The organism is Rouxiella aceris (assembly GCF_012933545.1).
GTDB lineage: Bacteria > Pseudomonadota > Gammaproteobacteria > Enterobacterales > Enterobacteriaceae > Rouxiella > Rouxiella aceris.
The window spans coordinates 51,736-78,199 of the sequence record NZ_JAADJU010000016.1; the positions used below are offsets into that span (position 1 = coordinate 51,736).

General features: G+C 53.8%; 22 protein-coding genes. 8 read left to right on the forward strand and 14 right to left on the reverse strand.

The window, feature by feature from the left end:
• Positions 1–60 precede the first annotated feature (60 nt).
• Positions 61–1,053 (reverse strand): lysophospholipase L2, encoded by a 993-nt coding sequence (pldB, locus tag GW590_RS22745; RefSeq protein WP_169405369.1) that lies wholly within the window; start codon positions 1,051–1,053, stop codon positions 61–63.
• 159 nt (positions 1,054–1,212) lie between these two features.
• Here pldB and rhtB point away from each other — a divergent pair, with 159 nt between their 5' ends.
• Positions 1,213–1,833: a homoserine/homoserine lactone efflux protein gene (gene rhtB, locus GW590_RS22750; protein WP_169405370.1), complete on the forward strand. Its 621-nt coding sequence runs from the start codon at positions 1,213–1,215 to the stop codon at positions 1,831–1,833.
• A gap of 61 nt (positions 1,834–1,894) precedes the next feature.
• Here the strand turns inward: rhtB and rhtC are convergent, their stop codons facing one another.
• The 3 genes from rhtC to pldA all read right to left on the reverse strand — a co-directional run bounded on the left by rhtC (position 1,895) and on the right by pldA (position 5,383).
• A complete protein-coding gene (gene rhtC / locus GW590_RS22755; protein ID WP_169405371.1) occupies positions 1,895–2,518 on the reverse strand; it encodes a threonine export protein RhtC in 624 nt (207 codons plus the stop codon).
• Between the two features lie 66 nt (positions 2,519–2,584).
• Positions 2,585–4,417, reverse strand: a complete 1,833-nt coding sequence (recQ, locus tag GW590_RS22760; protein WP_169405372.1) for an ATP-dependent DNA helicase RecQ — start codon at positions 4,415–4,417, stop codon at positions 2,585–2,587.
• 87 nt (positions 4,418–4,504) lie between these two features.
• Positions 4,505–5,383: a phospholipase A gene (pldA, locus tag GW590_RS22765; RefSeq protein WP_169405373.1), complete on the reverse strand. Its 879-nt coding sequence runs from the start codon at positions 5,381–5,383 to the stop codon at positions 4,505–4,507.
• A gap of 302 nt (positions 5,384–5,685) precedes the next feature.
• Here pldA and GW590_RS22770 point away from each other — a divergent pair, with 302 nt between their 5' ends.
• Together GW590_RS22770 and rarD are read left to right on the forward strand one after the other, a co-directional pair.
• Complete coding sequence (locus tag GW590_RS22770; protein WP_169405374.1) at positions 5,686–6,168, forward strand: thioesterase family protein; 483 nt, start codon at positions 5,686–5,688, stop codon at positions 6,166–6,168.
• Between the two features lie 27 nt (positions 6,169–6,195).
• On the forward strand, positions 6,196–7,086 hold the full coding sequence (gene rarD / locus GW590_RS22775; protein ID WP_169405375.1) for an EamA family transporter RarD: 891 nt from the start codon (positions 6,196–6,198) through the stop codon (positions 7,084–7,086).
• Here the strand turns inward: rarD and GW590_RS22780 are convergent.
• Positions 7,075–8,133 (reverse strand): AbrB family transcriptional regulator, encoded by a 1,059-nt coding sequence (locus tag GW590_RS22780; RefSeq protein WP_169405424.1) that lies wholly within the window; start codon positions 8,131–8,133, stop codon positions 7,075–7,077. The genes rarD and GW590_RS22780 overlap by 12 nt on opposite strands.
• A 110-nt stretch (positions 8,134–8,243) precedes the next feature.
• Positions 8,244–9,197: a magnesium/cobalt transporter CorA gene (gene corA, locus GW590_RS22785; RefSeq protein WP_169405376.1), complete on the reverse strand. Its 954-nt coding sequence runs from the start codon at positions 9,195–9,197 to the stop codon at positions 8,244–8,246.
• Between the two features lie 495 nt (positions 9,198–9,692).
• On the opposite strand from corA, the gene GW590_RS22790 reads away from it, so the two are divergent.
• The gene (locus tag GW590_RS22790) at positions 9,693–10,169 is read left to right on the forward strand and encodes a WbuC family cupin fold metalloprotein (RefSeq protein ID WP_169405377.1); all 477 of its coding nucleotides are present in this window, start codon (positions 9,693–9,695) and stop codon (positions 10,167–10,169) included.
• 78 nt (positions 10,170–10,247) lie between these two features.
• Here GW590_RS22790 and uvrD read toward each other — a convergent pair whose 3' ends face one another.
• The 7 genes from uvrD to GW590_RS22825 form a co-directional block, all read right to left on the reverse strand.
• Positions 10,248–12,410 carry a DNA helicase II gene (gene uvrD, locus GW590_RS22795; protein WP_169405378.1) on the reverse strand — a complete coding sequence of 721 codons (2,163 nt, stop codon included), beginning with the start codon at positions 12,408–12,410 and terminating at the stop codon, positions 10,248–10,250.
• Positions 12,411–12,595: 185 nt separating this feature from the next.
• The gene (yigB, locus tag GW590_RS22800) at positions 12,596–13,312 is read right to left on the reverse strand and encodes a 5-amino-6-(5-phospho-D-ribitylamino)uracil phosphatase YigB (RefSeq protein WP_169405379.1); all 717 of its coding nucleotides are present in this window, start codon (positions 13,310–13,312) and stop codon (positions 12,596–12,598) included.
• Positions 13,312–14,223: a tyrosine recombinase XerC gene (xerC, locus tag GW590_RS22805; protein ID WP_169405380.1), complete on the reverse strand. Its 912-nt coding sequence runs from the start codon at positions 14,221–14,223 to the stop codon at positions 13,312–13,314. Before xerC ends, yigB begins: the two co-directional genes overlap by 1 nt.
• On the reverse strand, positions 14,220–14,924 hold the full coding sequence (locus tag GW590_RS22810; protein ID WP_169405381.1) for a DUF484 domain-containing protein: 705 nt from the start codon (positions 14,922–14,924) through the stop codon (positions 14,220–14,222). Before GW590_RS22810 ends, xerC begins: the two co-directional genes overlap by 4 nt.
• On the reverse strand, positions 14,921–15,745 hold the full coding sequence (gene dapF / locus GW590_RS22815; protein WP_169405382.1) for a diaminopimelate epimerase: 825 nt from the start codon (positions 15,743–15,745) through the stop codon (positions 14,921–14,923). Before dapF ends, GW590_RS22810 begins: the two co-directional genes overlap by 4 nt.
• Positions 15,746–15,901: 156 nt before the next feature.
• Positions 15,902–16,105, reverse strand: coding sequence for an LPS translocon maturation chaperone LptM (lptM, locus tag GW590_RS22820; protein WP_169405425.1), 204 nt, complete (start codon positions 16,103–16,105; stop codon positions 15,902–15,904).
• 175 nt (positions 16,106–16,280) lie between these two features.
• The gene (locus GW590_RS22825; protein WP_169405383.1) at positions 16,281–18,839 is read right to left on the reverse strand and encodes a class I adenylate cyclase; all 2,559 of its coding nucleotides are present in this window, start codon (positions 18,837–18,839) and stop codon (positions 16,281–16,283) included.
• 319 nt (positions 18,840–19,158) lie between these two features.
• On the opposite strand from GW590_RS22825, the gene hemC reads away from it, so the two are divergent.
• Genes hemC through hemY form a run of 4 tightly spaced genes read left to right on the forward strand, consistent with a single transcriptional unit; the run spans position 19,159 to position 23,199 of the window.
• A complete protein-coding gene (gene hemC, locus GW590_RS22830; protein WP_169405384.1) occupies positions 19,159–20,100 on the forward strand; it encodes a hydroxymethylbilane synthase in 942 nt (313 codons plus the stop codon).
• Positions 20,097–20,837, forward strand: a complete 741-nt coding sequence (gene hemD / locus GW590_RS22835; protein ID WP_169405385.1) for a uroporphyrinogen-III synthase — start codon at positions 20,097–20,099, stop codon at positions 20,835–20,837. Before hemC ends, hemD begins: the two co-directional genes overlap by 4 nt.
• Positions 20,838–20,859: 22 nt before the next feature.
• A complete protein-coding gene (gene hemX, locus GW590_RS22840) occupies positions 20,860–22,002 on the forward strand; it encodes a uroporphyrinogen-III C-methyltransferase (RefSeq protein ID WP_169405386.1) in 1,143 nt (380 codons plus the stop codon).
• Positions 22,003–22,005: 3 nt separating this feature from the next.
• Positions 22,006–23,199, forward strand: coding sequence for a protoheme IX biogenesis protein HemY (gene hemY / locus GW590_RS22845; protein ID WP_169405387.1), 1,194 nt, complete (start codon positions 22,006–22,008; stop codon positions 23,197–23,199).
• A gap of 623 nt (positions 23,200–23,822) precedes the next feature.
• Here hemY and GW590_RS22850 read toward each other — a convergent pair.
• Positions 23,823–26,204, reverse strand: a complete 2,382-nt coding sequence (locus tag GW590_RS22850) for a beta-glucosidase family protein (protein ID WP_169405388.1) — start codon at positions 26,202–26,204, stop codon at positions 23,823–23,825.
• Positions 26,205–26,464: the final 260 nt, after the last annotated feature.

Below are 26,464 nucleotides of genomic sequence, written 5' to 3' on the forward strand. Positions count from 1 at the left end.
CCTCTGGTGGAGTTATGCGCGGTGACACGCGGGTCAGGCTGTATCAGCATCAAGCACAGCCTACTTCTGTCGCGCAAAAAAGCGCAGGATGGCGTCTAACGCCTGTGCCCGCATATCGTCCCGTTCAAACAGGATCTCATGGCGCGCGCCTTCAATGACCAAGGGTTTATCCCCTTCACAAGGATGTCCGGCAATGGCCATGGCCTGACAAAAGGCAAGGTGGGATCGGTTATCGACAACATGATCCTCACTCGCCTGCAATAATAATAGCGGTGTAGTGATATTTTGGGCTTCTTGCAGAATTTGTATCCCCGCCTGCAGGCTTTCCCGTACCCAATGATAAGTGGGGCCGCCGACCTGCAGTTCGGGATAATCGGCATAAAAGCGTTGATTGCGGCGATAGCGTTCCCGGCTGTGGGTCAGGCGATTGACCACAAAAGGCAATGGACGCCAATGCCCGGTGCCGAGCGCGTAGCCATCGCGGTAAAGCGGGCGATATTCCGCCCAGTCGAGAATACGTCGCGTCAGCCAGCCGGGCATACGAATATAGATGCCGGTCATTGGCGCGCACAGCGCCGCAGCGTCGAAACTGTCGGGTTGCCGGGCAAGAAACAGCGCGAGAATGGCGCCGCCCATCGAGTGGGCCAAGGCAAACTTTTTGGCGTACTGCCGCGGGGCAATTTCCAACTGGTAAAAGGTCGCCAAATCCGTCACGTAGTCGTCGAAAGACTGAACATGGCCACGATGGGGATCGTCCAGCAGACGCCCGGAACGTCCCTGACCACGATGATCGACAATCATCACATCATAGCCGCTATGGAACAGGTCGTAAGCCAGTTCAGGATACTTTACATAGCTTTCGATACGTCCGGTGGACACCAGGATGACTTTATCATGCTCGGGTGAACAAAAGCGGACATAACGGATCGCCACCTCATCGACCCCCAAAAACTCTGCTTCTTCCCTTCCCTGCCAGAAGTCCAGTAATGGCCCGGTGGCAAAGGCGGAAAATCCGCGCTCTCGGGTTAACCACTGCTCATAATTTGATGACATCGAGTGTTCCAGGAGCAAATAAACCGTATGAAGAAATAAGTAATTTCGGGACGTAGCGCAAGTTCAAACAATAGCGTATTGTGCCACAAAATGACCTGTTCCAATAGATTTCCAGCCGGGGGAAACCGCTCCGGCAACCTAAACTCAGGGAGTAATGCAATGACATGGGATTGGTGGCTGACCTATCTGCTGACGACCTCGATTTTAAGCCTGTCACCGGGATCCGGTGCCATCAATACCATGAGTACCGGCATCAGCCACGGCTATCGCGGGGCGGTGGCTTCTATTGCCGGATTGCAGCTGGGCCTGTCGATTCATATCGTGCTGGTTGGCATTGGTCTGGGGGCGTTAATCTCCCAGTCGCTGCTCGCCTTTGAGATCCTGAAATGGCTGGGTGCCGCCTATCTGATTTGGCTCGGTATTGTGCAGTGGCGCGCCGCCGGGGCCATTGATTTAAAAGCCCTGTCGGGCAGTATGCCGCGCCGCAAACTGTTTAAACGCGCGGTGCTGGTCAATCTCACCAACCCGAAAAGCATTGTCTTTCTCGCCGCCCTGTTTCCGCAATTTATCATCGCGCATCAGCCGCAGGCAGCGCAGTATGTGGTGCTGGGCGTAACGACGGTGCTTGTCGATATTATCGTGATGATCGGTTATGCCACGCTGGCCAAACGCATTGCCGGCTGGATCAAGGCACCCAAACAGATGACGCTGTTAAATCGGATTTTTGGTTCGCTGTTTGTGCTGGTCGGTTTACTGCTGGCTTCGGCACGCAAAATCTGACCGGTGGTACAAACAGCACTCACCCCAGGCGCACAGCAATAGGTATGCCTGGGGTGAATCCTTAGCGGGAAATAATCAAATGGATACCAATACCGGCAAATAACACCCCGGCCACGCCATCAATCCATTTCGCCAGCCGTTGATAACCACGGCGCATCACCGGCAGGGCAAACACCAGCGCCACCACTGAGAACCAGGCCAGGGTTTCCAGGCAAATCAGCGCAAAAATCCCCCAGCGCTCAGCGCCGCCAACGCTATCACCAACAAACAGCGAAAACACGCTGCCAAAATAGATAATGGCTTTCGGATTGGACAGGTTGGTCAACAGGCCGCGCATAAATGTCTTGCCACGTGCCGGTAACACCACCGGCTGCTCATCTGTCGCTGTGGCTGATTTTTTGGCCCGTGCAGAACGCAACAGTTGCCAGCCCATCCAGCACAGATACAAGCCGCCACCAACGGTAATAATCTGATGCAGCCAGGCCATTTTTTGCAGCAGCAGGTGCAGCCCCATCAGCGCAACGCCCGCCCATATCAGCACCCCCAGCGTAATACCCAATACGCCCATCATCGCTTCTTTACGCGAGCGGCTTACCGCCGTTTGCGAAACAAAAAAGAAGTCTGGCCCCGGACTCAATAAGGCGACTAAATGGACCACGGCAACGGTTAAAAATAGCATTAACATAACTGACATTCTCCCTGATGAAACCTGCAAGACCGAGTATGTGACGACATCAACCGAGCAAACCGATTAATCGTCACCGTTATCAATATGCTCTTTGATCACCGCCATAAACGGCCGACCAAATTTCTCCAGCTTGCGCTGACCCACGCCGGTGATCCCCAACAGCTCGCCGGGACTGACCGGCAACTGCTCGGCCATTTCCAGTAGCGTGGTATCGTTAAAGACCACATAAGGCGGGACGTTACCCTCATCGGCCAGCGATTTACGCAGCTTACGCAGCTTGGCAAAGAGTTTGCGATCGTAATTGCCGCCATAGGTTTTTTGCGAATGGCTGCTGCGCACTTTTAATGTCTGAATACGCGGTACCGCCAGCTGCATGGGTACTTCGCCGCGCAATACCGGCCTGGCGGCCTCGGTTAACTGTAGCGCAGAATGCATGGCAATATTTTGCGTGATCATCCCGAGGTGGATCAGCTGGCGCACCACGCTAATCCAGTGCTCATTACTTTGCTCGCGGCCGATGCCATAGACCGGCAGCTTATCGTGTCCATATTCGCGGATACGCTGATTATTAGCCCCGCGCAGCACTTCAACGATATAGCCGAGACCAAAGCGCTGGCCGACGCGATAGACGCAGGAGAGCGCCTTCTGCGCGTCCATTAAGCCGTCGTAGCGTTTGGGCGGGTCCAGGCAAATATCACAGTTGCCACAGGGTTGCTGTTTACCTTCGCCAAAGTAATTGAGTAATACCAACCGGCGACAGGTTTGCGCTTCGGCAAAAGCGCCCATGGCATTCAGTTTATGGCGTTCCACATCTTGCTGCGCACCGGCAGGTTTCTCATCGAGACAGCGCCGCAGCCAGGCCATATCGGCCGGATCGTACAGCAGCACGGCTTCTGCGGGCAGGCCATCACGCCCGGCGCGCCCGGTTTCCTGATAGTAGGACTCGATATTGCGCGGGATATCAAAGTGCACCACAAAACGCACATTGGGCTTGTTAATGCCCATGCCAAAAGCCACGGTGGCGACCACAATCTGTAAATCATCGCGTTGAAAGGCTTCTTGCACCTGAGAGCGGCGTTCATTGTCCAGACCGGCGTGATAGGCCCCGACGCTGATACCCCGGCTTTGCAAACGGGCGGCGGTGTCTTCCACCTTGGCCCGGCTGCCGCAATAGATGATCCCGCTTTTACCCCGTTGATCCTGCACAAAGCGCCACAGCTGATCGAGCGGTTTAAACTTCTCCACCAGGGTATAGCGAATATTGGGGCGGTCAAAGCTGCTGACCTGCACCAGCGGATCGTTCAGCTCGAGCAGGCGAATAATATCGCTACGCGTGGCATCATCGGCGGTGGCGGTGAGCGCAATCACCGGCAACTGCGGATAACGTAATTTTAGCTGACCGAGGGCGCGGTACTCGGGACGGAAATCATGGCCCCACTGCGAGATACAGTGCGCTTCGTCCACCGCCAGCATCGCCGGATTCCACTGTTGCAACTGCTCCAGGAAATCCCCCATGGTCAGGCGCTCGGGGGCGATATACAGCATTTTAATGCGACCACTGCGACAACCGGCCATCACTTCCAGTTGTTGTTCACGAGTCTGGGTCGAGTTGAGGCAACCGGCCTCAACACCAGCCGCCATCAGTTGATCGACCTGATCTTTCATCAGAGAGATTAACGGCGAGACCACCAGCGTCAGGCCGTCCATCACCAGCGCAGGGATTTGATAACACAGCGACTTGCCGCCGCCGGTTGGCATCACTACCAGGCAATCCTGCCCGGAGATAGCTGCATTGATGATCGTTTGCTGACCCGGTCGAAATTGCTGATAACCAAAGGTATCGCGCAACACCTGTTCTGCCAGCAACTCCTTATTTAACACTGCCGCCGTTGACACTCGTATCCCCAATATTGATGACACCCGACTACTATGTTTTAGATAACATCAACATAGCGCCGGGCCTGGCATGCGCCGATCGGTCGGTCACATCATATCGTTGAGCATGATACCAACACCGACGCGAGTCTGCTTGTAGTTGTAGTCAATCAATGACTCTCCGTAGCCGCTGGACACCTGGGTGTAGAAGCGCACATGGCGTGAAATTGGATAACTCCAGCCCAAGTCCGCGCTGCCGTAACCGGAATTCCAGTTATAACGGCTGGTCACGCTAATCACACTTTCGCCCAGGGCGTAACCTACTTTAAGCTGGTAGTAACCCATATACTTGGTTATGTCGGGATTATCATCATTATTTTGGCTTTCTGGAATACGGTACCAGGGTTTTATCTCTACCTGCCAGTCACCGTGCTGCGCCATAAAACGGGCATAAACCCGGTTCCAGCTGCGCGAGGTGGGATCCGAACGGCCATTGGAGTCATGGTTGAGCCCATACTCGGCTTCACGCAGGGTCCAGCCGAGGAACTCGTAATCCGTAGCCCAGGCTAAGAATAACTGCGGCTCATAGTTGGTTTCCCGAAAAGGCGAGGACTCGGCACGGTTGGAGAGCTGCCAAAAAGACTTTTGCGTGTAAGACGCACCCAGCACCGAGTTTTCCCCGGCAATACCGCGCCACAGAGGAAAGGCCAGGCTCAGTTGAAACTCAACCTCATCGCGCTTGGCATTATCCGCCCAGTCATAGGACTTAATGGCCTGCTTATTGATATGGTTGGTGTAGGTATAAAGCAAGTAGTTTGAGTCATAAGGGTAAAGCGTAAACGGGTTATCATGTTCCTGCAGCATACTGGCTATAATACTGCCACGCACACTGGGCGTATCATGCACTTTCTGAATCGTTGCTTCATCAGCATAGCTGAGTAATGGCGCAGCCATTATCACCGCACCAACCGCCCAAGAATTACGCATCCTTCCATTACCCCCAAATTTTTTGCCGGTCAGCGGCAACACTGATACTTGTTTAAATTTTTTAAAAGCCAGATTCATTTTACACATAAATTAAATTCGGAATGATTAAACATTCAGCTTTCAAAGTTCAGGAGGCAGAACCGAGGGTGTCAGGACGCGCCATCAATCTATTGGCAACATCCAGGGAGAAAGATGAAGGCGATAGCATGACAGGGCTGGAAATCGCCTATGTCGAGGCATAAAATCAACAACTAATTCACAATTAACGAATCTTCCTATCAATTCGTCATCAGGAAATATTCATGTCCGCAATCCCCTTGAGTCACGATGCTGCCCGCCAGTTGATTGGCGATATTTTTGTTTATGATATGCCGTTTAACCGCGAGTTGGGCCTGGAAATACAGCGCCTGGATATTGGCTATATTGAGCTAACCTTTAAAAATAATGGCAAACTGGTTGGCAACGCCGCGCAAAAAATTTTACACGGCGGGGTGATTGCTGCCGTGCTGGATGTCGCCGCCGGTCTGGTGTGTGTTAACAGTTCGCTTATCCGCCATGACAAACCCGACCATCCTCTGCTCGAACCTGAGCTGCGTCAGCGGTTATCGAAAATGGGTACCATCGATTTGCGCGTCGATTACCTGCGTCCGGGACGCGGCGATAACTTTATTGCCAGCAGTACGCTGATTCGTGCCGGAAATAAAATCTCGGTTGCGCGCGTAGATCTGCATAATGAGCGTGGTGTGCACATCGCCACCGCCACGGCCACCTATTTGGTTGGCTAATGCCCCACTTGCTTCAGGATATTTGTCATGGATGCCAAACGCACCCGTCAGGGCGTAATTTTTGCCTTTATTGCCTACTGTATCTGGGGGATCGCCCCGGCTTACTTTAAGTTGCTCAAACAGGTTCCCGCCGAAGAGATCCTTACCCACCGGGTGATCTGGTCATTTTTCTTTATGCTGTTTTTACTGTCACTAAGCCGCAGTTGGGGAGGCGTACGCCAGGTGTTGGCCACCCCGAAAAAAGTCGGCATGCTGTTGATCAGCGCCTTGCTGGTTGGCGGCAACTGGTTACTGTTTATCTGGGCGATCAATCATGACCATATTCTGGAAGCCAGCCTCGGCTACTTTATCAATCCGCTGGTCAACGTCTTATTGGGTATGCTGTTTCTTGGTGAACGCTTTCGACGTCTGCAATGGCTGGCGGTGGTGCTGGCATTTGCCGGGGTGGTGGTACAACTCTGGGTGTTGGGTTCGCTGCCAATCCTCGGCCTGGGTATCTCTCTGACCTTTGCCTTTTACGGGCTGATGCGTAAAAAAATTGGCGTCGATGCGCAATCGGGCATGTTGATTGAAACCATGTGGTTACTGCCGGCGGCAGGTATTTACCTGTTTTTCATTGCCCACTCGGCCACCAGCAATCTTGCTGCCAATGCGCTGTCGCTGAATTTACTGCTGGCCGCCGCCGGGATTATTACTACGGTTCCCCTGCTGTTTTTTACCGCAGCAACCAGCCGCTTAAAGCTCTCAACGCTGGGGTTTTTCCAATATCTCGGGCCAACCCTGATGTTCCTGCTGGCGGTAACCTTTTACGGCGAGTCGGTCAATCCCTCGCAGTTGCTGACCTTTGCCTTTATCTGGGCGGGTCTCGGCTGCTTTATTTACGACGCGCTGCACCATCAGTACCAGTTAAGAAGGTGAAGGTTCGGCGCGCCGTGAAATAAAGCGCGCCATCGCCGGCCCGCTGACAATAATGGTCAGCAGACGCAGTGTCTGCATCGCCATAATAAACGACAGATCGACATGGTGACTGCCAGCAGCAATGATCGCCACGGTATCCAGCCCGCCCGGGCTGGTTGCCAGATAGGCGGTCAACATATCGACATCAATCAGCCGGGTCAGTGCCCAGGCCATGCCACCGCAAATCAGCATCAAGCCAATAATGGACGCCACCATCTGCGGCAGGGTGCGCAATGCCAGTTTAAAGATAGGACGGGTAAAGCGCAGCCCCACGGTCCAGCCAATAAAAGTATAGGCAGTGGCCAGCAACCATTCCGGCACCGGCATCACCAGGGTACCGGTAGAATGTAAAGCGGCACCCACCACCGCCGGGATCAGCAGGGCACCGGAAGGAATGCGCAGCTTGGGAGCCAGCCAGACGCCAGAGAGCGCCAATAAGATAGTGGCCAGCAAACCCCATTGCAGAGAGGGGAACCAGTCAATGGCCACGGCGGTGGAGAGCGGATTGCCAATACTGATACGGGCAACAAAAGCCGCGGCGGTGGCCACCAGCAAGACGCGCAGATACTGCATAAATGCCACCAGTCGCACATCGGCACCAAAATCACCGGCCATCGCCACCATGGCGCTGGCACCGCCAGGCGAAGAACCCCAGGCACCGGTGGAACCGGGTAAGTCGCTAAATTTTACCAACAGCCACCCCGAGAGACCACTGGCCAGCAAGGTGCAAATCAGCACCGCCAGCACCAATAGCCAGTCATGCAGCAAAGGGGGCAAAATTGCAGGAGAGAGGGTTTGTGCAATCATGCAACCCAGCACCCCCTGAGCAATTTTAAACATCAGAGAATGAATACGTACCGTCGCCCCTAGCAGGCCCATCACCACGCCAACAATCATTGGCCCCAGCAACAGTGCGGCGGGAACATTGTAGTACTGAAAGATAAAGCCTAGCAGCAGGGAGCTAAAAACCAGAATAAACCACTGGCCGGCGGCAGCCATCCTTTCCATCGACATTGCACGTATCTACGTTAAATAAACAGAAGGGATAGGTTTAGCATATTTATCAGGCTAATGGATAGCTTTTGCCCTTCCCCCTTGGCAGCGGGGGAAGAGAGTCATTAAAGCCAATTCTTTCTTTTGAAATAGAGATAGGGTGCCAGACCGGCCAGGAGCATCAGGCCAATGGCGGCAGGATAACCAAAGGTGAATTTCAGCTCAGGCATAAACTCAAAGTTCATACCATAGCTGGAGGCCACCAGCGTCGGCGGCAGAAAGACCACGGACACCACCGAGAAGATCTTGATAATACGGTTTTGCTCGATGTTGATAAAACCCATCGCCGCCTGCATCAGGAAGTTAACCTTCTGGAACAGCGATTCGTTGTGTGGCAACAGCGATTCGATATCGCGCAGCACTTCGCGCGCCTGTTCCAACTGCCCGGCGGGCAGACGTGCCTTGCGCACCAAGAAATTGAGCGCTCTTTGCGTATCCATCAGACAGAGGCGTACTTTCCAGCCAATATCTTCCAACTCGGCGAGGGTCGACAGCGCGGCATCATACTCATCGCCCTGATGCCCTTCCATAATCACCCGGCTAAGCTTTTCCAGATCGCTGTAAATATTTTCGATCTCGTCCGCCAGCTGTTCGATTTTGGTTTCAAATAGATCAAGCAGGAGTTCGTAGGCATTGCCATCGACCAACAACTGGTTTCTGGCGCGCATACGGTAGAGACGAAACGCCGGTAGTTCGCGTTCGCGCAGGGTAAACAGGCGGCCATCACGGATAGTAAAAGCAACGGTGCTGTTGCCTGCGTGATCCTCGGCATCTTCAAAATAAAAGAAGGAGTGAATATGCAGCCCGTCTTCATCTTCAAAGAAACGCGCTGACGCTTCGATATCGTCCAGTTCGGGGCGGGTGGCCAGACTCTGCCCAAGCTCCAGCTGTACACGCTCGCGCTCCAGTTCGTCTGGCTCCACTAAATCGACCCACAGCGAGGTGGTGAGATCGCTATCTGCTTCATCCAGTTCCAGACGGGATAAGCGGCTGTTATCTAATTTAAAAGCACTCAGCATGTGCCCGTTCTCCCTAAGGGTGACTGGTATAGACAACGCATTGAAGCACTAGGGGAAACACAGGTGAACATCACCGTTATGTTTCAGACCCGTTTCAGGCCTGACTCACAGCGACAAAATCGGTCGCTGACAACCCTGTAGAGCACTGGCGAAATCGCTGGATTTCACGCCGCTCTTTACCCGAAATTACCGGGTATAAGGCCATCAACGTTAAGGACAGCCTTAGAAGTAGTACCTGTAAAACAGGTTATTGAGCCAGTATCTACTGGGTGCGTCCAAGGCGGAAATCCTCATTGATAATAGTGCGCGCATGTTACGCCGAGAAGAAAAACGCTGTCAACCGCCTACGCGCCTAATTCCGCAACATTTCGGCATAATATTCAACCACCCGCGGTTGGCCTGCGCGCTTACCTGGCGAGATCTTTTTCGCTACACTCAGCTAATTGACGCCACTTTGTGGACCCATGCTTTTTGACGCTATTTTCAGGATTGATAATGATTAAGCAGATCGACCGTAACACCCTGACCCAACTGGCACAGGTTGCCGCCCAATCTCCTCGCCTGCGCAGCAACCTGAACCTCCATCCCGATGTCAGTGATGAGGTGCAACGGCTGGCAATCGCCATGGAGCCGGGTACTTATGTGCGTATTCATCGCCATCCCCACACCTGGGAAATGCTGACCGCACTGGCCGGGCGTTTTGTGGTCCTGGTGTATGATGAAAAAGGAGAAGTCATTGACCGACTGCTGCTCGGCGAAGAGACGCGTCTGCTGGAAATATCCGCCAACACCTGGCACAGCGTGCTGTCACTGGATAAGGGCGGGGTGATTTTTGAAGTCAAACAGGGTGCCTATCGCCCGGTGACCGAGCAGGATAGTTTCCCGGGCAGCCCGGTGGAAGGCCAGGACGATGTTCAGGAGACGCTGGCCTGGTATGCGCAGGCAAAAGTTGGCGACAAGCTGGCGTTTTAACACTACGCCCACTGCCGGAGTCAATATCGTCTCCGGCAGCAGGCGCACAAACAGCGGATAACCGGCACAACCCTTAGATCACACCGCCTCCAGGCGGGCATAGGCGGCAACCAGCCACTTGATGCCCTCACCAGGGAAAGCGACTTGCAGACGGCTGTGCTCGCCGCTGCCCTCGAGGTTGACGATAGTGCCTTCACCAAATTTCGGGTGACGCACCCGTTGCCCCAGGGTAAAGCCGCTGTCATTTTCATTGACTGGCGTGCCCATACGGCGATGGTTGACCGGGCGTGAAACGCTGGCGCGCAAACGCACCTCTTCCACGCAGTTCTCCGGCAACTCACCGACAAAGCGCGACGGACGATGGTAAACCTCTTTGCCGTAAAGACGGCGAGTTTCGGCATAGGTCAGCGTCAGTTTTTGCATAGCGCGGGTGACCCCCACGTAGGCCAGGCGCCGCTCTTCCTCAAGACGTCCGCCTTCATCCAGCGACATTTGGCTCGGGAACATCCCCTCTTCCATACCGACGATAAACACCTGCGGGAACTCCAGCCCTTTGGCGGAGTGCAGGGTCATCAACTGTACCGCGTCCTGATAGGCATCCGCCTGTCCGTCTCCGGCTTCCAGCGCGGCATGGGAGAGAAAGGCCTGTAACGGCATCAGGTCCTGATCTTCGTCCTGGTAACTGAACTGGCGTGTTGCGGTGACCAGTTCTTCAAGGTTTTCAATACGAGCCTGGCCTTTCTCGCCTTTCTCCTGCTCATACATAATAAACAGGCCGGAATCTTTGATCACTCGATCGGTCTGCACATGCAACGGCATATCCGCCGTTTCATGGGCCAGGGCATCGACCAGTTCGATAAAGCGTTGTAGTGAGCCCGCGGCGCGTCCGGCGAGGACTTTCTCCTGCAATAATTCGCGCGTGGCCTGCCACATGGTCAGTTGCCGATCGCGGGCGGCATGGCGCACGACGTCCAGCGTACGATCGCCAATGCCGCGCGTCGGGGTGTTGACCACGCGTTCAAAGGCGGCATCGTCATTGCGGTTGGCCATCAGGCGCAGATAAGCCAAAGCGTCTTTGATTTCCTGACGTTCAAAGAAGCGCTGGCCGCCATAAATGCGATAAGGCATCGCCATTTGCAGCAGCGCTTCTTCCAGTACGCGCGACTGGGCGTTGCTGCGATACAGAATGGCACAATCGTTTAACGCCCCGCCGTTGTCTTGCCAGGCCTTGATGCGGCTGACCACAAACCGCGACTCGTCCAGTTCGTTAAAGGCGCAGTACAGGGAGATGGGTTCGCCCTCGACCCCCTCGGTCCACAGGTTTTTGCCCATGCGTCCGTTGTTATTGGCAATCAAGGCGTTGGCGGCGGTCAAAATGGTGCTGGTTGAGCGGTAGTTCTGCTCGAGACGGATGGTTTCGGCACCGGGGAAGTCCTTAAGGAAACGCTGGATATTCTCCACCTGCGCACCGCGCCAGCCGTAAATCGACTGGTCATCGTCGCCGACGATCATCACATTGTTGTTTTCACCGGCCAGCAGACGGATCCAGGCGTATTGAATGCTGTTGGTATCCTGGAATTCGTCGACCATCAGGTTGGTAAAACGATCGCGATAGTGCTGCAGAATATGCGGTTTATTCAGCCACAGCTCATGGGCGCGCAGCAACAGTTCGGCAAAATCCACCAGTCCGGCACGGTCGCAGGCTTCCTGATAGGCCTGATAGATACGCAACCAGGTGGCTTCAATAGGGTTGCCATAGCTTTCAATATGCTGTGGCCGCAGGCCTTCATCTTTTTTGCCGTTGATGTACCACATCGCCTGACGCGGCGGCCACTGCTTGTCGTCAATATTCAGCGCTTTGACAATGCGCTTGAGCAGGCGCAGCTGATCGTCGCTGTCGAGGATCTGAAAATCCTGCGGCAAATTGGCGTCAAGATGGTGTGCGCGCAGCAAGCGGTGCGCCAGACCATGGAAGGTACCGATCCACATGCTGCCCTGGCTGGTGCCAATCAATTGCTCGATACGATGGCGCATTTCAGCCGCGGCCTTGTTGGTAAAGGTCACCGCCATAATGGAATAGGGAGAACAGTTTTCAACCGATAACAGCCAGGCAATACGATGCACCAGAACACGGGTTTTACCGCTGCCCGCACCGGCCAATACCAGCAGGTTGCAGCGTTTGGCCCCTACGGCTTCGCGTTGTTTTTCATTCAGGCTGTCGAGCAGGTCAGAAACGTCCATAAGCACCGTTTGTCCGGGTAAAGAAAGACATACAGGGGTGAGGAGCCTTAAGTTCCTGCCACCCGCGAAGTTTTACTGTTATTATATACAGTATTTTTATCAAGAAGGCTAGCTGCGCGAATTATACACCTAAATGGTCGGCCATTGCAGAGGCACAGCCTGGCCTTCTCCAGGGGCGGGGACGGTTAGCGCAACAGGGTCAGCGAGGCGAGCTGCGAGATCTCCATATGCGGCAACAGGCGGCTGTCGCCAATCTGCATCAGATTGCCGGCGCGCAGATTGATCCAGCAGGATTGCATGCCGCAGCGAACCGAACCGGCCACGTCGGTGGTCAGGTCATCGCCGACGTGGAGAATATGCGCCAGTGGCAGTTGCAGACGTTCTGCTGCCAGTTGGTACATATCGTCCCAAGGTTTGGATCGGCCATCACGACCGGCCACCAGGGTAAACTGGAAATAGTCGGACAGGCCGATAAGATCGGGGTTGGCATTGCCGTTGGTGATGGCCACCAACGGCCAACGGGTCGCCAGTAACTTCAGGGTATCGTGGGTTTCCTGCGGCACATCGATCTGGCTACGCCAGTGGGCAAAATGCTGCATGGTCGCCTCGGCACCGACCCGCGCCTGCTCTTCGGGCAAACCGCGGCGTAACATGGCGCAATAGAGTGCCTGATGCCGCCAGGCGGTGACGTCATGACAAATTTCCGCATCGCGGGCCAGCAGTTCTGCGCGCACATCCCTCCACTCCTGGGCATCTATATCGGCCATCGCCGGATGGTACTGACGCAAAAACTGCATGGTTTCCGCTTCAGTGCGGCGGATCACCGGGCCATTATCATAAAGCGTATCGTCGAGGTCGAAGGTTATCGCCTCAATCTGTTGGCGGGCGCGGTAAAACTTCATCAGGATGTTCCTCGTTTAGCGCGGGGGTGGGCAGCATCGTACACCGACGCCAAATGCTGAAAGTCGAGGTGGGTATAGATCTGGGTGGTGGAGAGATTGGCGTGGCCCAATAATTCTTGTACCGCACGCAGATCGCCACTCGACTCCAGCACATGAGTGGCAAAGGAGTGACGCAGTTTATGCGGATGAATATGACTGTTCACCCCCTGCTTTACCCCCCACTCGGCAAAACGTTTTTGCACGTTGCGGGTGGAGATACGCCGCCCCTGATTGGATAAAAACAGGGCATCATCTTGTGGGCCAAACAGGTCGCGCAGTGCCAGCCAGTGTTCTATCCACAGAACCGCCGTGCGGCCAATCGGCAATTTGCGCTCTTTGCTGCCCTTACCCATTACCCAGACTTCACCAGAGGGTAAATCGATATGACTCAGGTTAATACCCACCAGCTCCGACAGACGCAGACCCGCGCCGTACATGATTTCCAGCATGGCGCGATCGCGCACCGCCAGTGGATCGTTACTGTCGATATCCAGCAATTTATTGACTTCATCAACATCAATATTTTTTGGCAGATGACGCGGCGCACGCGGGGTGGAGATGCCTTTCGCCGGATTGGCGTGCAAGATACCCTGATGCACCTGCCAGTCAAGGAAACTGCGTAATGCCGACAGGCGCAGTGCCAGACTGGCGGCCCCCAGACCGGCGCGTTTGCTGCGTGCGGTGAGCATTCTGACTTTTGGTGCATCCAGATCGCGCCAGTCGGTAAGCGGCAGCGCATCGGCCATGACTATCAGTGCCTGTAGCTGATGGTGATAACTGCTTTGTGTCAGTGGACTGAGCTGGCGCTCAACCCGTAAATACCGTAAAAATGCCTCGACCGCAGGGAGCAGTGGCGAGTCGCCGGGGGTCATATGCGTTCGATCCAGCGTGACAGCAGCCCAGGCAACATTCTTGCCAGTTGGTTAAGCATCACCGTACCCATACCCGGCTGGTAGTGTTGCGGGTCACGGCTGCTGAAAATCAGCATTCCCAACTCGCCATTCTCGCCGAGTAGCGACAGCGCAACTGACCCGACCTGCCTGGCCTGTGGCAAAACCAGCAACAACTCTGGCCCATTAAGGCTACCGAGGAAGTGATGCTTATCGCCAAGTCGCTGAATGCGCAATGCTTCAAAAGCGCTGCGAGACAGCCCCAGATGGGTAAAATCGGAAGGAGCACCAATGCGCCAGCTTTCGTTAAACAAGCGCACATTGGCACCCGCCAAACCAAAACCCCGCCCCCAGCGTTGCAGACGATTAAGCATATCCTGCAGGCTGGAAGCATCGGCCAGATTGGTTTGCAGCTCGATCAAGCGGGCAAACAGAGTTTCGTTGATCGTCGCCTGTTCCATCAGCAGGGTAATTTCTTCTTCTAACTGCGCAATCTGATGTCGCTGACGTCCGAGTTGCCACTCAACCAGTGAGATACTGCCTTTCACCGGATGCGGGACATGCATTTGCTCTACGCTGCGGGCATTTCTGATAAAGAAATCCGGGTGTTGCAGCAAATACTGCATTACCAATTCATCGTCGAGTTCGGTGATGCTTGCAACCTGACCATCAAGATTGTTCATAGATGAATAAATCCGTCATAAACATGGGTAGCCGGGCCGGTCATATACAACGGATGTCCCGGTCCTTTCCAGCGAATGTCGAGACTGCCGCCTGGCAGTTCCACCTGAACCTCTTCGGCAAGTAGCCCTTGCTGGATACCAATGGCCACTGCTGCACAGGCTCCGCTACCGCAAGCCTGAGTTTCTCCTGCACCGCGTTCATAAACCCGCAGTTTAACGCTGTTACGATCAACCACCTGCATAAAACCGACGTTGACGCGCTCGGGAAAACGCTCATGGCTTTCCAGCAGCGGGCCAATTTGTTCCACGCTGGCGGTGACCACGTCGTCAACCTGCAGCACACAGTGCGGGTTGCCCATGGAGACCACACCACAAAGTACGGTGTGCTCTTCTGCGCGTAAAATATAGGTTTTTTCTGCCTTGGGTGCGCGGAACGGGATCTGCTGCGGTTCGAAGATGGGTTCACCCATATTCACCTGCACCAGCTCATCCTCGGTGACCGTCAAGGTCATCCGTCCATTTTGCGTGCTCACCTGAATATCGCGCTTATTGGTCAACCCTTTAATACGCACAAAACGGGCAAAACAACGGGCGCCGTTGCCACACTGCATCACTTCGCTGCCGTCGGCATTGAAGATGCGGTAATGGAAATCCAATTCGGGATCGTAAGGAGGCTCAACCACCAGCAGTTGGTCGAAGCCTACGCCACGGTTGCGATCGGAAAGGCGGCGGATCAATTCGGGCGAGAAGTAAACATTTTGAGTGACGGCATCAACAACCATAAAATCGTTGCCCAATCCGTGCATTTTAGCGAACTGCATATATTACTCCGCTTGGCCTCTGGTCATCGGCTCTTGTGCGTAGAAGCCGCAGCTTCAGTCACGCTGGCGATGACCAAACGCAATGATCCCCTGACTTAAAAGCGTGCCACCAGCGGCCTGCGTTAACCTCTGGCACAGAACAATTCGGCAACGCCGTTAGAACTGTTGCATCGTGCCGTTTTTCTGCGCGTTTTTGTCCGGAGAGACACCGGTTTGCCCGTCAGCAGCAGCGTTGGTGACAACTGTTTTACCTGCGACCGGCTTTTGCGCCGGGGGGAAATACAGCGGTCCTTTTAATCCACAACCAGAGAGTACAAACAAGACCATTGAGGTCAAAGACCAGCGTAATGCTGTTTTCATATGCGAATTTTTCATTTTGATCGTTTTCATTTTAAGCGGATCTGCGATTCACCATCCAAGCTCTCTATAATCGCAGGTGGATCTTGAAAAGCAATAGGAATCGGTTATCAAAAATTGACAGTCGCTTCGCCGCTGGCAGAGATCCCCTGAACCTTAAACTGGGTCGGCAGCAGTATCAGTGCAGCTGAAACTGCTGGGCCAATTTGGCGGGTTCTGCGCCACCGTCCGGGGAAGTGGTGCACAGGTGAGACAGCACGTTGGTGCGAAATGGGATCACCTGAGTTCGCCCATCGAGGGGAACAATCTGGTAAAACTGCGGCAAGTTAAAATTCACAAAACTTGAGCCGTAGGTAAAACGGTCATGGGAGGACGAATAGAAACGGCTGACGTCGCGCACCAGGTCTTCTTTGCTGCCTTCGCAGTGATGATAAACCTCCACGCGATTGGATTCATCGAGAATATAAATATTAAAGCCGCCATCATCATTACTGTCTTCAAAGAAGAACTGAATAATGCCTTCGCTGGCATAGCCATCGACCACCGAAGGTAAATGTACCTGGTCGGTTTCAACTTTCACCGATAAACCGTGCAGCTTATTGTTGGAAATCGCCCCATAGAACTCAATGGCGTTTTCAAGCTTTTGCACCGAGACGCTCAGACGTTCAAAGAACAGTCCCCAGGTCTGCCCGGAAACCCTGACCGCTTTAAAACGACCTGGTTCAAGGCGTTTGCTCGACAGACGCAGCTCAATACACTCCGACACCAGTTGTTGAATACGGGTACGGATCAGGCCACGCAGATGCTGACTGTAGCAAAAGACCTCAACTTCCTCAGGGGGCGCCGCATCCTGGTGCATTTTGCCAAGAATGGTTTTCAGCGCCTCCAGCACCGCCTGCTCGCCGTTAAAATGCAGCGTACGCACTTCATTCCACGAGTTGCGATAAAGCAGATCGATGCTGCCGACCAGGCATTGCTGTTGTTCACCAAAGCTGAAAACATCCAGCTTACGGAAGTCAAAGTGCACGACCTGATTACGAAACGCCGCGGTGGGATCATGTTCGAGATTGACGATAATCGCCAGATGGCGGATTTCGCACGGGCTATATAAGGCTTTCGGCGTCGGTGCCGCCAGACGCAGCGGGAAATGCTGCGACACATCGGCCACCAGTTCGCGCAACTTGGCGATATCACACAAGTTGCTGCTCTTGATATGCAGCCGCGTCGCGGAGGTCAGCAGGCCGTTGAAATAGGCCCAGGCCACCAGCTTGTTGAGATAGCGGTTATATTCCAGCGGTTGATGGCTGACAATGGCATCCATTACCGGAGACTGGTTATACAGATACCAGCCAGTGCGATTGGCGCGGCCAATGGGCACATGAATAAAGGTGAGATCGCCTTCGGAAAGATCCGGCGAAATCTGCGGGTTGACCAGCGTCACTTTCCCCGGCAGGGCTTCGAAGGCTGCATACAGCTTGCGGGTCAGCACACCGATATCCTGCGGACTGGCGCTGACGCTAAGGTTATTGCGCCGTGCAAAGCGGATCAGGTTACGGTAGCTCTGCATCATGGCATCAAGCAGTTCGTTATGCGCTTCACGCACTCGCTCAATCTTCCAGTTGGCGCGGTTGTCGAGGATCGCCAGACGCTCTTCGCTCCAGCCCCACTCGCTGACCAACTGGGTCAATACTTCACGACGCCAGCCCACCGCCGCGCGCGGTCTGGAGAGTTTTTCGCACACTTTGAGATAGAAACAGCGACGCACCAAATCAAGGCGGGTGTGATCTTCAATCTGGGTTAAATAGCGGGTTACGCGCTCGAGCATCATGCAGTAGGCATCGAGGCCAAAGCAGACGATTTCCCCCTGATGCAGGCGCTGTTTGATATCCATCGCCAACAGTTGGGTATTGGGATATTCCCAGGAATAGGCTTCGAGCAGCATCGACTTCAATACCGCCTTATAGGGGGAGTCGATACTCTTATACAGTTGCCACAGGCTGGCACCGAAATACTCCTCGGCAGACAGCGTACTCAAACCGCCGAGATCCAGCCATTCGTTGGGCGTTAATGCACCCTGGGAATAGAGCGAAAGGACGTATTCGTCATAGTTGCCCTCTTCCTCGCCCGGCACCATATTCCACAGAATACGCTTACCGGCAAGACGCACGGCGGTACGATAGAACTCGTCGAGCAGCAAAATATGTTGCATGGAGCCGCAGTCTTCGCCGCTGAGACTGCCGCTTTCATTATGACGGAAGCGGTTTTCATCAATCATAAAGAAGCTGACTTCCACGCCCAGCGACGCGGCCCACTGTTCAAGCAGGCTGCATTTCTGCTGCAGACGGTTGCGTTCTTCATTATCAAGCCAGGATTGATGACAGACCCAGATATCCAAGTCAGAAGTCTGGCTTTGGCCGATGGAGGAGGTACTGCCCATGGTATAGACGCCGGTGATCGGCAATTCGCCTTTTATCACCGGTTCAAAGGGACTGCCCCATTTTTCTTCGAGGTCATCCAGGTAGCTTTGTTGGCTTGCATCAGGCGTGAAAATACAGACGCCGTGGGGCACTTTACCTTCGAGGTAACCCGGCATCAGTGGATGATGATAATGTAATAAGATGGGCAACAAACTATAGACCTGCTGAAAAGCGGGCCCCTGAGCCGCTATCGCGCGGTCGACGCGTAGCTGATTTATTGCATCCAATCTTTGCTTTAATGTCTCGATGTAGAGGTACAAGACTTTTCGCCTGATTTTCCAGTGTCAACAAACAACCCCGTTACCAAATCCGCCATTAGTTTTAAGAAACTTTAATTTGAAGTAAGTATTTGACGGAATATTGCTGGAAACGTGATCAATTTAACACCTTGCTGATTGACCGTAAAGGAAGTAACGCACCACAATTAATCTTCCACACTTTTACATTTTACTTGCTGTCACGGCAGGCCACAAATTTTCTTGCCACACCGTTTCGCCCCTCTGACTACGTTATCGATCGCTGACAGCCTTCCACTGTCGGTGGTAGGATGGTCGGCGAAATATCAAAATGGTAACAAGCATGTTAGACAAAATCATCCGAATTGCCACTCGTCAGAGCCCTTTGGCCTTGTGGCAGGCACAATATGTTCAAAGCCAGCTGAAGGCCTTTCATCCCGATTTACAGGTCGAGCTTGTGCCAATGGTCACCCGTGGTGACATTATTCTCGATACCCCTTTGGCAAAGGTTGGCGGCAAGGGCTTGTTCGTTAAAGAACTCGAGCTGGCCATGCTCGAAGGTCGGGCAGATATTGCCGTGCACTCGATGAAAGATGTGCCGGTAGAATTCCCCGAGGGACTCGGCCTGGTTACCATTTGCGAACGCGAAGATCCCCGTGATGCGCTGGTATCCAACCACTTTTCCAGCCTGGATGAACTGCCTGCGGGCAGTATTATCGGTACCTCCAGTCTGCGCCGTCAATGCCAATTACGCCAGCAGCGCCCGGACCTGCAAATTCGCGATCTGCGCGGCAATGTCGGCACGCGTCTGGCCAAACTGGATAACGGCGACTATCACGCCATTATCCTTGCCGTCGCCGGTCTCAAGCGTCTGGGGCTGGAATCGCGTATCCGTTGCGCACTGAGTCCGCAACAATGCCTGCCCGCCGTTGGCCAGGGCGCGGTCGGTATTGAGTGTCGCCTCGACGATCTCGACACCCGTCAGCTGTTGGCCCCCCTCGCCCATCGCGAAACCACATTGCGGGTTAGCGCAGAGCGGGCAATGAATATGCGTCTCGAAGGTGGCTGCCAGGTTCCCATTGGCAGTTATGCCGAATTAGAGGGCGATACCCTGTGGCTGAGAGCACTGGTAGGTGCGCCGGACGGTAGCCGAATGGTGCGCGGTGAACGGCGCGGACCTTCTGCACAAGCCGAAAGCATGGGTATCGACCTGGCCGAAGAGTTGCTAAACGGCGGCGCACGCGAGATCCTGCAGGCCGTCTATCAGGGCAATACCCCGAAATGACTATTCTGGTGACCCGCCCCTCCCCGGCTGGAGAACAGCTGGTTGCGCGACTGCGTACCCTGGGCAGGGTTGCTTATCACTCGCCGTTGATTGAATTTTCACCGGGTGACCAGCTTGCGCAATTGCCGGCAATGCTCTCGGCATTACAGCCGCAGGATCTGGTTTTTGTTGTTTCGCAGTTTGCGGTGAACTACGCCGACCGCGCACTACGTCAACAGGGGCAAACCTGGCCTGACTTTGTAAGCTATTATGCTATAGGAAGAACGACCGGCTTGCTGATGCATCGCGCCAGCAGTCTGCCGATAATTTATCCGCAGGATGGCCAAACCAGCGAAACCATGTTGCAGTTACCGGCCTTGCAGAAACTGGAAGGCCGTAGCGCAGTGATCCTGCGCGGCGACGGTGGTCGCGAGCTGCTGGCAGAAACGCTTACCGCGCGCGGCGTCAAGGTCACCTATTGTGAGTGCTACCGGCGTAGCCCGATTTATTATCACGGCAGTGAACAAAGCTCGAGCTGGCAGCGGGCCGGGGTTGATACTCTGGTAGTGACCAGCGGTGAAATGTTACAACAGTTATATACGTTAGTTCCTGATTACTATCGCAGCACCTGGCTTTTGGGCTGTACGCTGGTAGTGGTCAGTGAACGTTTGGCAACCCTGGCCCGCCAACTTGGCTGGCAAACCATCAGGGTTGCAGAGAGCGCAGATAATGATGCGCTGATCCGTGCATTAAAATAACCTGACTAAGGGATGTGCCAACATGACGGAACAAAAAAATCCTTCCGCAAAGGTCGATGACAACCATATCAAGGTTGAGACCGCCCAACAGCCAGATGCTGATTTCCGCGCACCGGTGCCCAAAGAGAAACGCAGCGGACCGATATTGGGCGCGATCGCCATTGCGCTGGTGATTGCCCTTGGTGCCGGAATTTATTATCACGGACATCAACAGGCCAAAGCGGAAATCGCCGCCAATGAGGCGCTGCAGGCGCAACTTGCCGATCTCAAGAACAGCCAACTGCAAGATAAACAACAGATTGCAACGCTGTTGGGCCAGCAGGATAAAGCCGGACAAGAAGCCTCGCGGCAACAGGCGGCCTTTAGCCATCAGTTAAATGAACTGCAGGATAAAGTCGCCACTATTTCCGGCAGCGATGCCAAAACCTGGATGCTGTCGCAGGCGGACTTCCTGGTGAAACTGGCCGGTAGAAAACTGTGGAGCGATCAGGACGTCACCACCGCCGCGGCGCTGCTGAAAAGTGCCGACGCCAGCCTGGCGGATATGAATGATCCCAGCCTGATTGAAGTGCGCAAAGCGATCAACGCCGACGTGGGCAGTCTGTCGGCGGTAACCCAGGTGGATTTCGACGGCATTATTCTCAAGGTCAATCAGTTGTCCAATCAGGTCGACAATCTTCGCCTGGCTGATAACAACCATGATGAATCGCCGATGGACAGTGACAGCGATGAGCTTTCAGGCTCGCTGGCCCAATGGCGTCAGAATCTCAGCAAAAGCTGGCATAACTTTATGTCGGATTTCATCACCATCCGCCGTCGCGATACCAGCGCCGAACCGTTGCTGGCACCCAATCAGGATATCTATCTGCGCGAAAACATTCGTTCGCGCCTGCTGGTTGCCGCCCAAGCGGTACCGCGCCATCAGAATGAAATCTACAAACAGTCGCTGGAAACCGTATCCACCTGGGTGCGCGCCTATTTTGATGGCTCAGACCCCACCACCAAGGCCTTTCTTGCCGATCTGGATGCGTTAAGCCAGCAATCCGTTTCCATGAATGTCCCGGATCAGTTGCAAAGCCAGCCAATGCTGGAAAAACTGATGCAAACGCGTGTGCGTAATCTGCTTCAGCAACCCGCTGCGACTACCAGCGCACAGGGGGAATAACCTATGCTACGTGTTCTCGCGCTGTTTCTGCTTGTTATCGCCGGGATTGTCGTCGGCCCGATGTTGGCCGGCCACCAGGGCTATGTATTAATCCAGACCGACAACTACAATGTGGAAACCAGCGTCACCGGTCTGGTGATTATGGCCATTGTATTGTTTGTGGTGCTGTTTTTGATCGAGTGGCTGCTACGACGTATTTTCCGCACCGGTGCCCGCACCCGCGGCTGGTTTATCGGCCGCAAAAGTTCCAAGGCCCGTAAACATACCCGGCAGGCAATGATTAAAATGGCCGAAGGCGACCATCGTCAGATGGAAAAATTGCTGGCCCGCCATGCCGACCACGCCGAACAACCGATGGTCAACTATCTGTTGGCAGCCGAGGCGGCATCGCAGCGTGGTGATGAGATCCGTACCAATCAGTATCTGGAACGGGCGGCTGAAATTGCCGATACCGATCAGCTACCGGTGGATATCACCCGCGTACGCATCCAACTGGCGCAGGGAGAGATCCATGCCGCCCGCCATGGCGTTGACCGGCTGCTTGGGTTGTCGCCACGCCACCCGGAGATTTTGCGCCTGGCCGAGCAGGCTTATATGCGTACCGGAGCTTACGCTTCCCTGTTGGAAATTCTGCCTTCTATCTCGAAAGCCGAGATTTACGATGAAGATCAGCTGCAGCGGGTACAGGAACAGGCTTATATCGGCATGATGGATCAGTTGATGGCTGAAGAAGGCAGTGAAGGTCTGAAGCGCTGGTGGAAAAACCAGAGTCGAAAAACCCGTCATGAAGCCGCCTTGCAGGTCGCCATGGCCGTGCAGCTGATTAAGTGCAACGACCAGGATTTGGCGCAGGAAGTGATCCTCGACGGTCTGAAACGCCACTATGATGAACGTCTGGTGGCGATGATGCCGAAATTGCGCTCTGGCAACCCGGAACAGCTCGAGAAGTTTCTGCGTCAGGCGATTAAACAGCAGGGCGCAACGCCTTTGCTTACCAGCACGCTGGGGCAAATTCTGTTGAAGCATGGCGAATGGTTACAGGCCAGCGAAGCCTTTAAACAGGCGCTGGATCAGCGACCAGACCCCTATGATTATGCCTGGCTGGCGGATGCGCTGGATAAACTGCATCAACCGGCAGAGGCCGCCGAAATGCGTCGCCTGGGACTGATGCTAACCATTAATCATTCAGCGCAGTAACTGCGATCAATCTGCCAGGGCTCACCGCTCAGGTGGGCCTTTTTTTTGCCCGCCAGCGTGACATGGGCGGTAAATGACAGGCAAAAAAAAACACTTGCCGTGAAGGCAAGTGTATAAAAAAAATCAGGTCTTAGACAACATGGGTTAGTGTCACACTCAACGTTTTGCCTGCTGGTTGATAACCAAAAGATTATCGGTCAGATAGACAAGAGACACTGTAAATTGGCTCTGCGTCACTCCCAGGTTTATGAAGACAAGCTATCATAAGAGGTTGGAGTGGGCATCTACCCTTAAAGCAATGCAGGTAGCATGCCATATTTACAGATGACAGAAAAAACAAGCGAAAAATAAATTAATACATTGATTTTATTAAATATATTTATTCACTGTTCTCTGCGTTTTTTTCTCGCTAATGTCAGACCCGCTTTCCAGCTCTCCGAGGCTGTCGCCAGACAGCGACAGTGCTAACCTCTGTTTTTCTTATTCATTAATATCAACAAGATAAATGTCTCCTTGCAGCGACAGTCTTTACAGATGGCCGACACAGCAGCCACAGAAGGCATGTCACTATTGCTATTTAATCAAGGAAAAACAGCAAGTTAAGCCAATGTGTCGCCATATCGTTACAGTGCATTTATGCGTTGCAAAAGATCCTGCTTAATCTGCTGCCGTTTAGCCGCATCGTTGGCCAGTTCCGGTTGTTGCTGTAACGCCTGATCCAACTTTTCTCCCAGGGTAGGTTGGCCCTGGATCCAGCTAATCGTCGCATCATCCCCGATCACCTGTGCCACCAGCGTGGCCGCTTTTTCGTAAGTTTGCACATCAATCCACGGGGTATTAAAGCTAAAAGCCGTCGTGGCAGAGATCACCTGCAACGGCACCTCGGCACGAATATCTCTTGAGGATTGGCCAATACGCAGCGTAAAGCGCCCCGGCTCCAGCACCCAGTCATTTTTGTCACTGTCGTAATAGGAGAAAGCCCGCTTATCCAGGGCGAAGCTGATATTTTTATGCTGCCCCGCTGCGAGGGATACCTTATGGAAGGCTTTAAGCTCCTGAACAGGACGGTCGAGACGGGATGCATTATCATGCACATACAGTTGCACCACTTCTTTTGCGGCGATCCTGGATTTGTTCCACAGGCTGATAGTCACCTCGACCTGCTCTTGCTTGTCGATATTGAAAACCGGGTTCTGCGGATTGATGGTGCCGTACTCGATGGTGGCGTAAGAAAGACCATGCCCAAAGGGATACATGGGGGCAATCTGCTTGCTATCAAAATAACGATAGCCGACGTAGATCCCTTCGCCATAGTTGACCGTATGGCTATTACCGGGAAAATTGCCAAAGCTCGGCGTATCTTCATAACGCTTAGGAAAAGTCAGCGGCAGCTTGCCAGACGGATTGACTTTGCCGGTAAGAATATCGGCCACCGCATTGCCCGCTTGCTGACCCGGTTGCCAGGTCAGGAGGATGGCATCGGCAAATTTATCCCAGGAAGCCATTTCAATCGGCGAGCCGATATTAAGCAGTACCACCACTTTTTTATTCTGCTGATGGAAGGCGGCGGCGACGTTTTCTATCATGGCCAACTCATCGGCATGCATTGCCATAGAATAGCGGTCAGCGCCCTCTGACGAGTTGCGACCAATAGAAATCAGTGCGATATCACTTTGCTGCGCCGCCCGCGTAATGGCGCTCTGCGCCGCGTTTTCGTCCAATGGACGGTTATCGATACTGTCGATCAGCGTCAATCCACTATTACGCAGACCCTCTTGCAGATCTACCCTTTGGCGAGGATCGATATTCACCTCGGCACTGCCGCCGCCCACAACATAAAAATTACCCACATTTTTGCCAAAGGCGGCAACCCGCGTGGAGGAGACCATGGGCAGCGTCTGTTGCTTATTCTTGAGCAGCACCATGGAATCTGCCGCCGCTTCCCGCGCCAGCGCCGAGTGGTTATTTGGCGACGAACCGCGTTGCGCTGACGGATGTTTAAAGGCCTGAGTTTTAATCAGTACATGCAGAATGTTGGCGATATTTTCGTCGATCTGTTTTTCGCTGATCTCACCGGATTTTAAGGCGGCTAATACCACGTCGTTGGGATTACTGTTGCGACGAATAAACGGCGTCTCTTTTTTGGATACTCCGCCTGGCATATTGAGATCGTTACCTGCCAGCAGTGAGCGAACCGGATCGGTGACGCCATACCAGTCAGACATCACAAAGCCATTGAATTTCCACTGCTTGCGCAAAACCTCTTTTAGCAACCAGGGGTTTTGTGACGCCGGAGTCCCGTTAATGGCCGGATAGGAACTCATTACCGCCCAGGGCTGGGCATGGGCCATGGCGTATTCAAACCCCGGAAAGTAAATCTCGCGTAGCGCACGGTCGGAAATCAGTTCATTGATGGTTTGCCGCCGCGTCTCCTGATTGTTGGCCACAAAGTGTTTTAATACTGCCCCCACCCCCTGCGCCTGCAGGCCATTAATATAGGCAGCGGTAATTTGGGCATTGAGTAGCGGATCCTCAGAAAAATATTCAAAATTGCGACCATTGATTGGGCTGCGCTGAATATTGATCGCCGGGCCGAGCATTAAATCGACCCCGTAAGCTTTCGCCTCATCGCCAATCGCCCCGGCGACACGATAAATCAGCGCCGGGTCCCAGGTTGCCGACATGGCGGTAGAAACCGGGAAACCGCTAGCAAAGCGTTTTTCGCCACCAGTGGGACCGGCGCCCAGCCTGACCCCCACCGGGCCATCGGCAAAAACCATCTGCACAATACCCAGACGAGGAATGGCCAAGGTAGAGCCAGCAGCACCGGCAACATCATTGGCCGCATTCATCCCGGTTCCTGCCACAAATGCGGCTTTTTCCTGCAGGGTCATGGCAGAGATCACGGCGGGGATCGAGGCCTGGTCTGTTAAGCGCGGCACCGCCAACGCGGAGGAGGAAATGATTGAACAGGCGGCCAGCAGACAAAGTCTATTTATTTTCATACGCGTTATTCCCTGGTGTTGTACTTCAATTTTATGAAATACAAAAGATTCCGTTCTTATGAACCCGGGATTTATAACGTTTTCGTGCTGAGGATTTCAGTGATCCAGCGCCCAGCAAAAGGACGCATTTAGAAAAGAACTGTCAGTTTCAGAAAAAACAAAAGTGCGCCGCGTGCAGGATCGCCAAAATAGAAAAACAAAAAGCCCCGCATTGCTGCGGGGCTTTCAGACTGCTGACAAAGTCCGTTATTAGGGAGAGT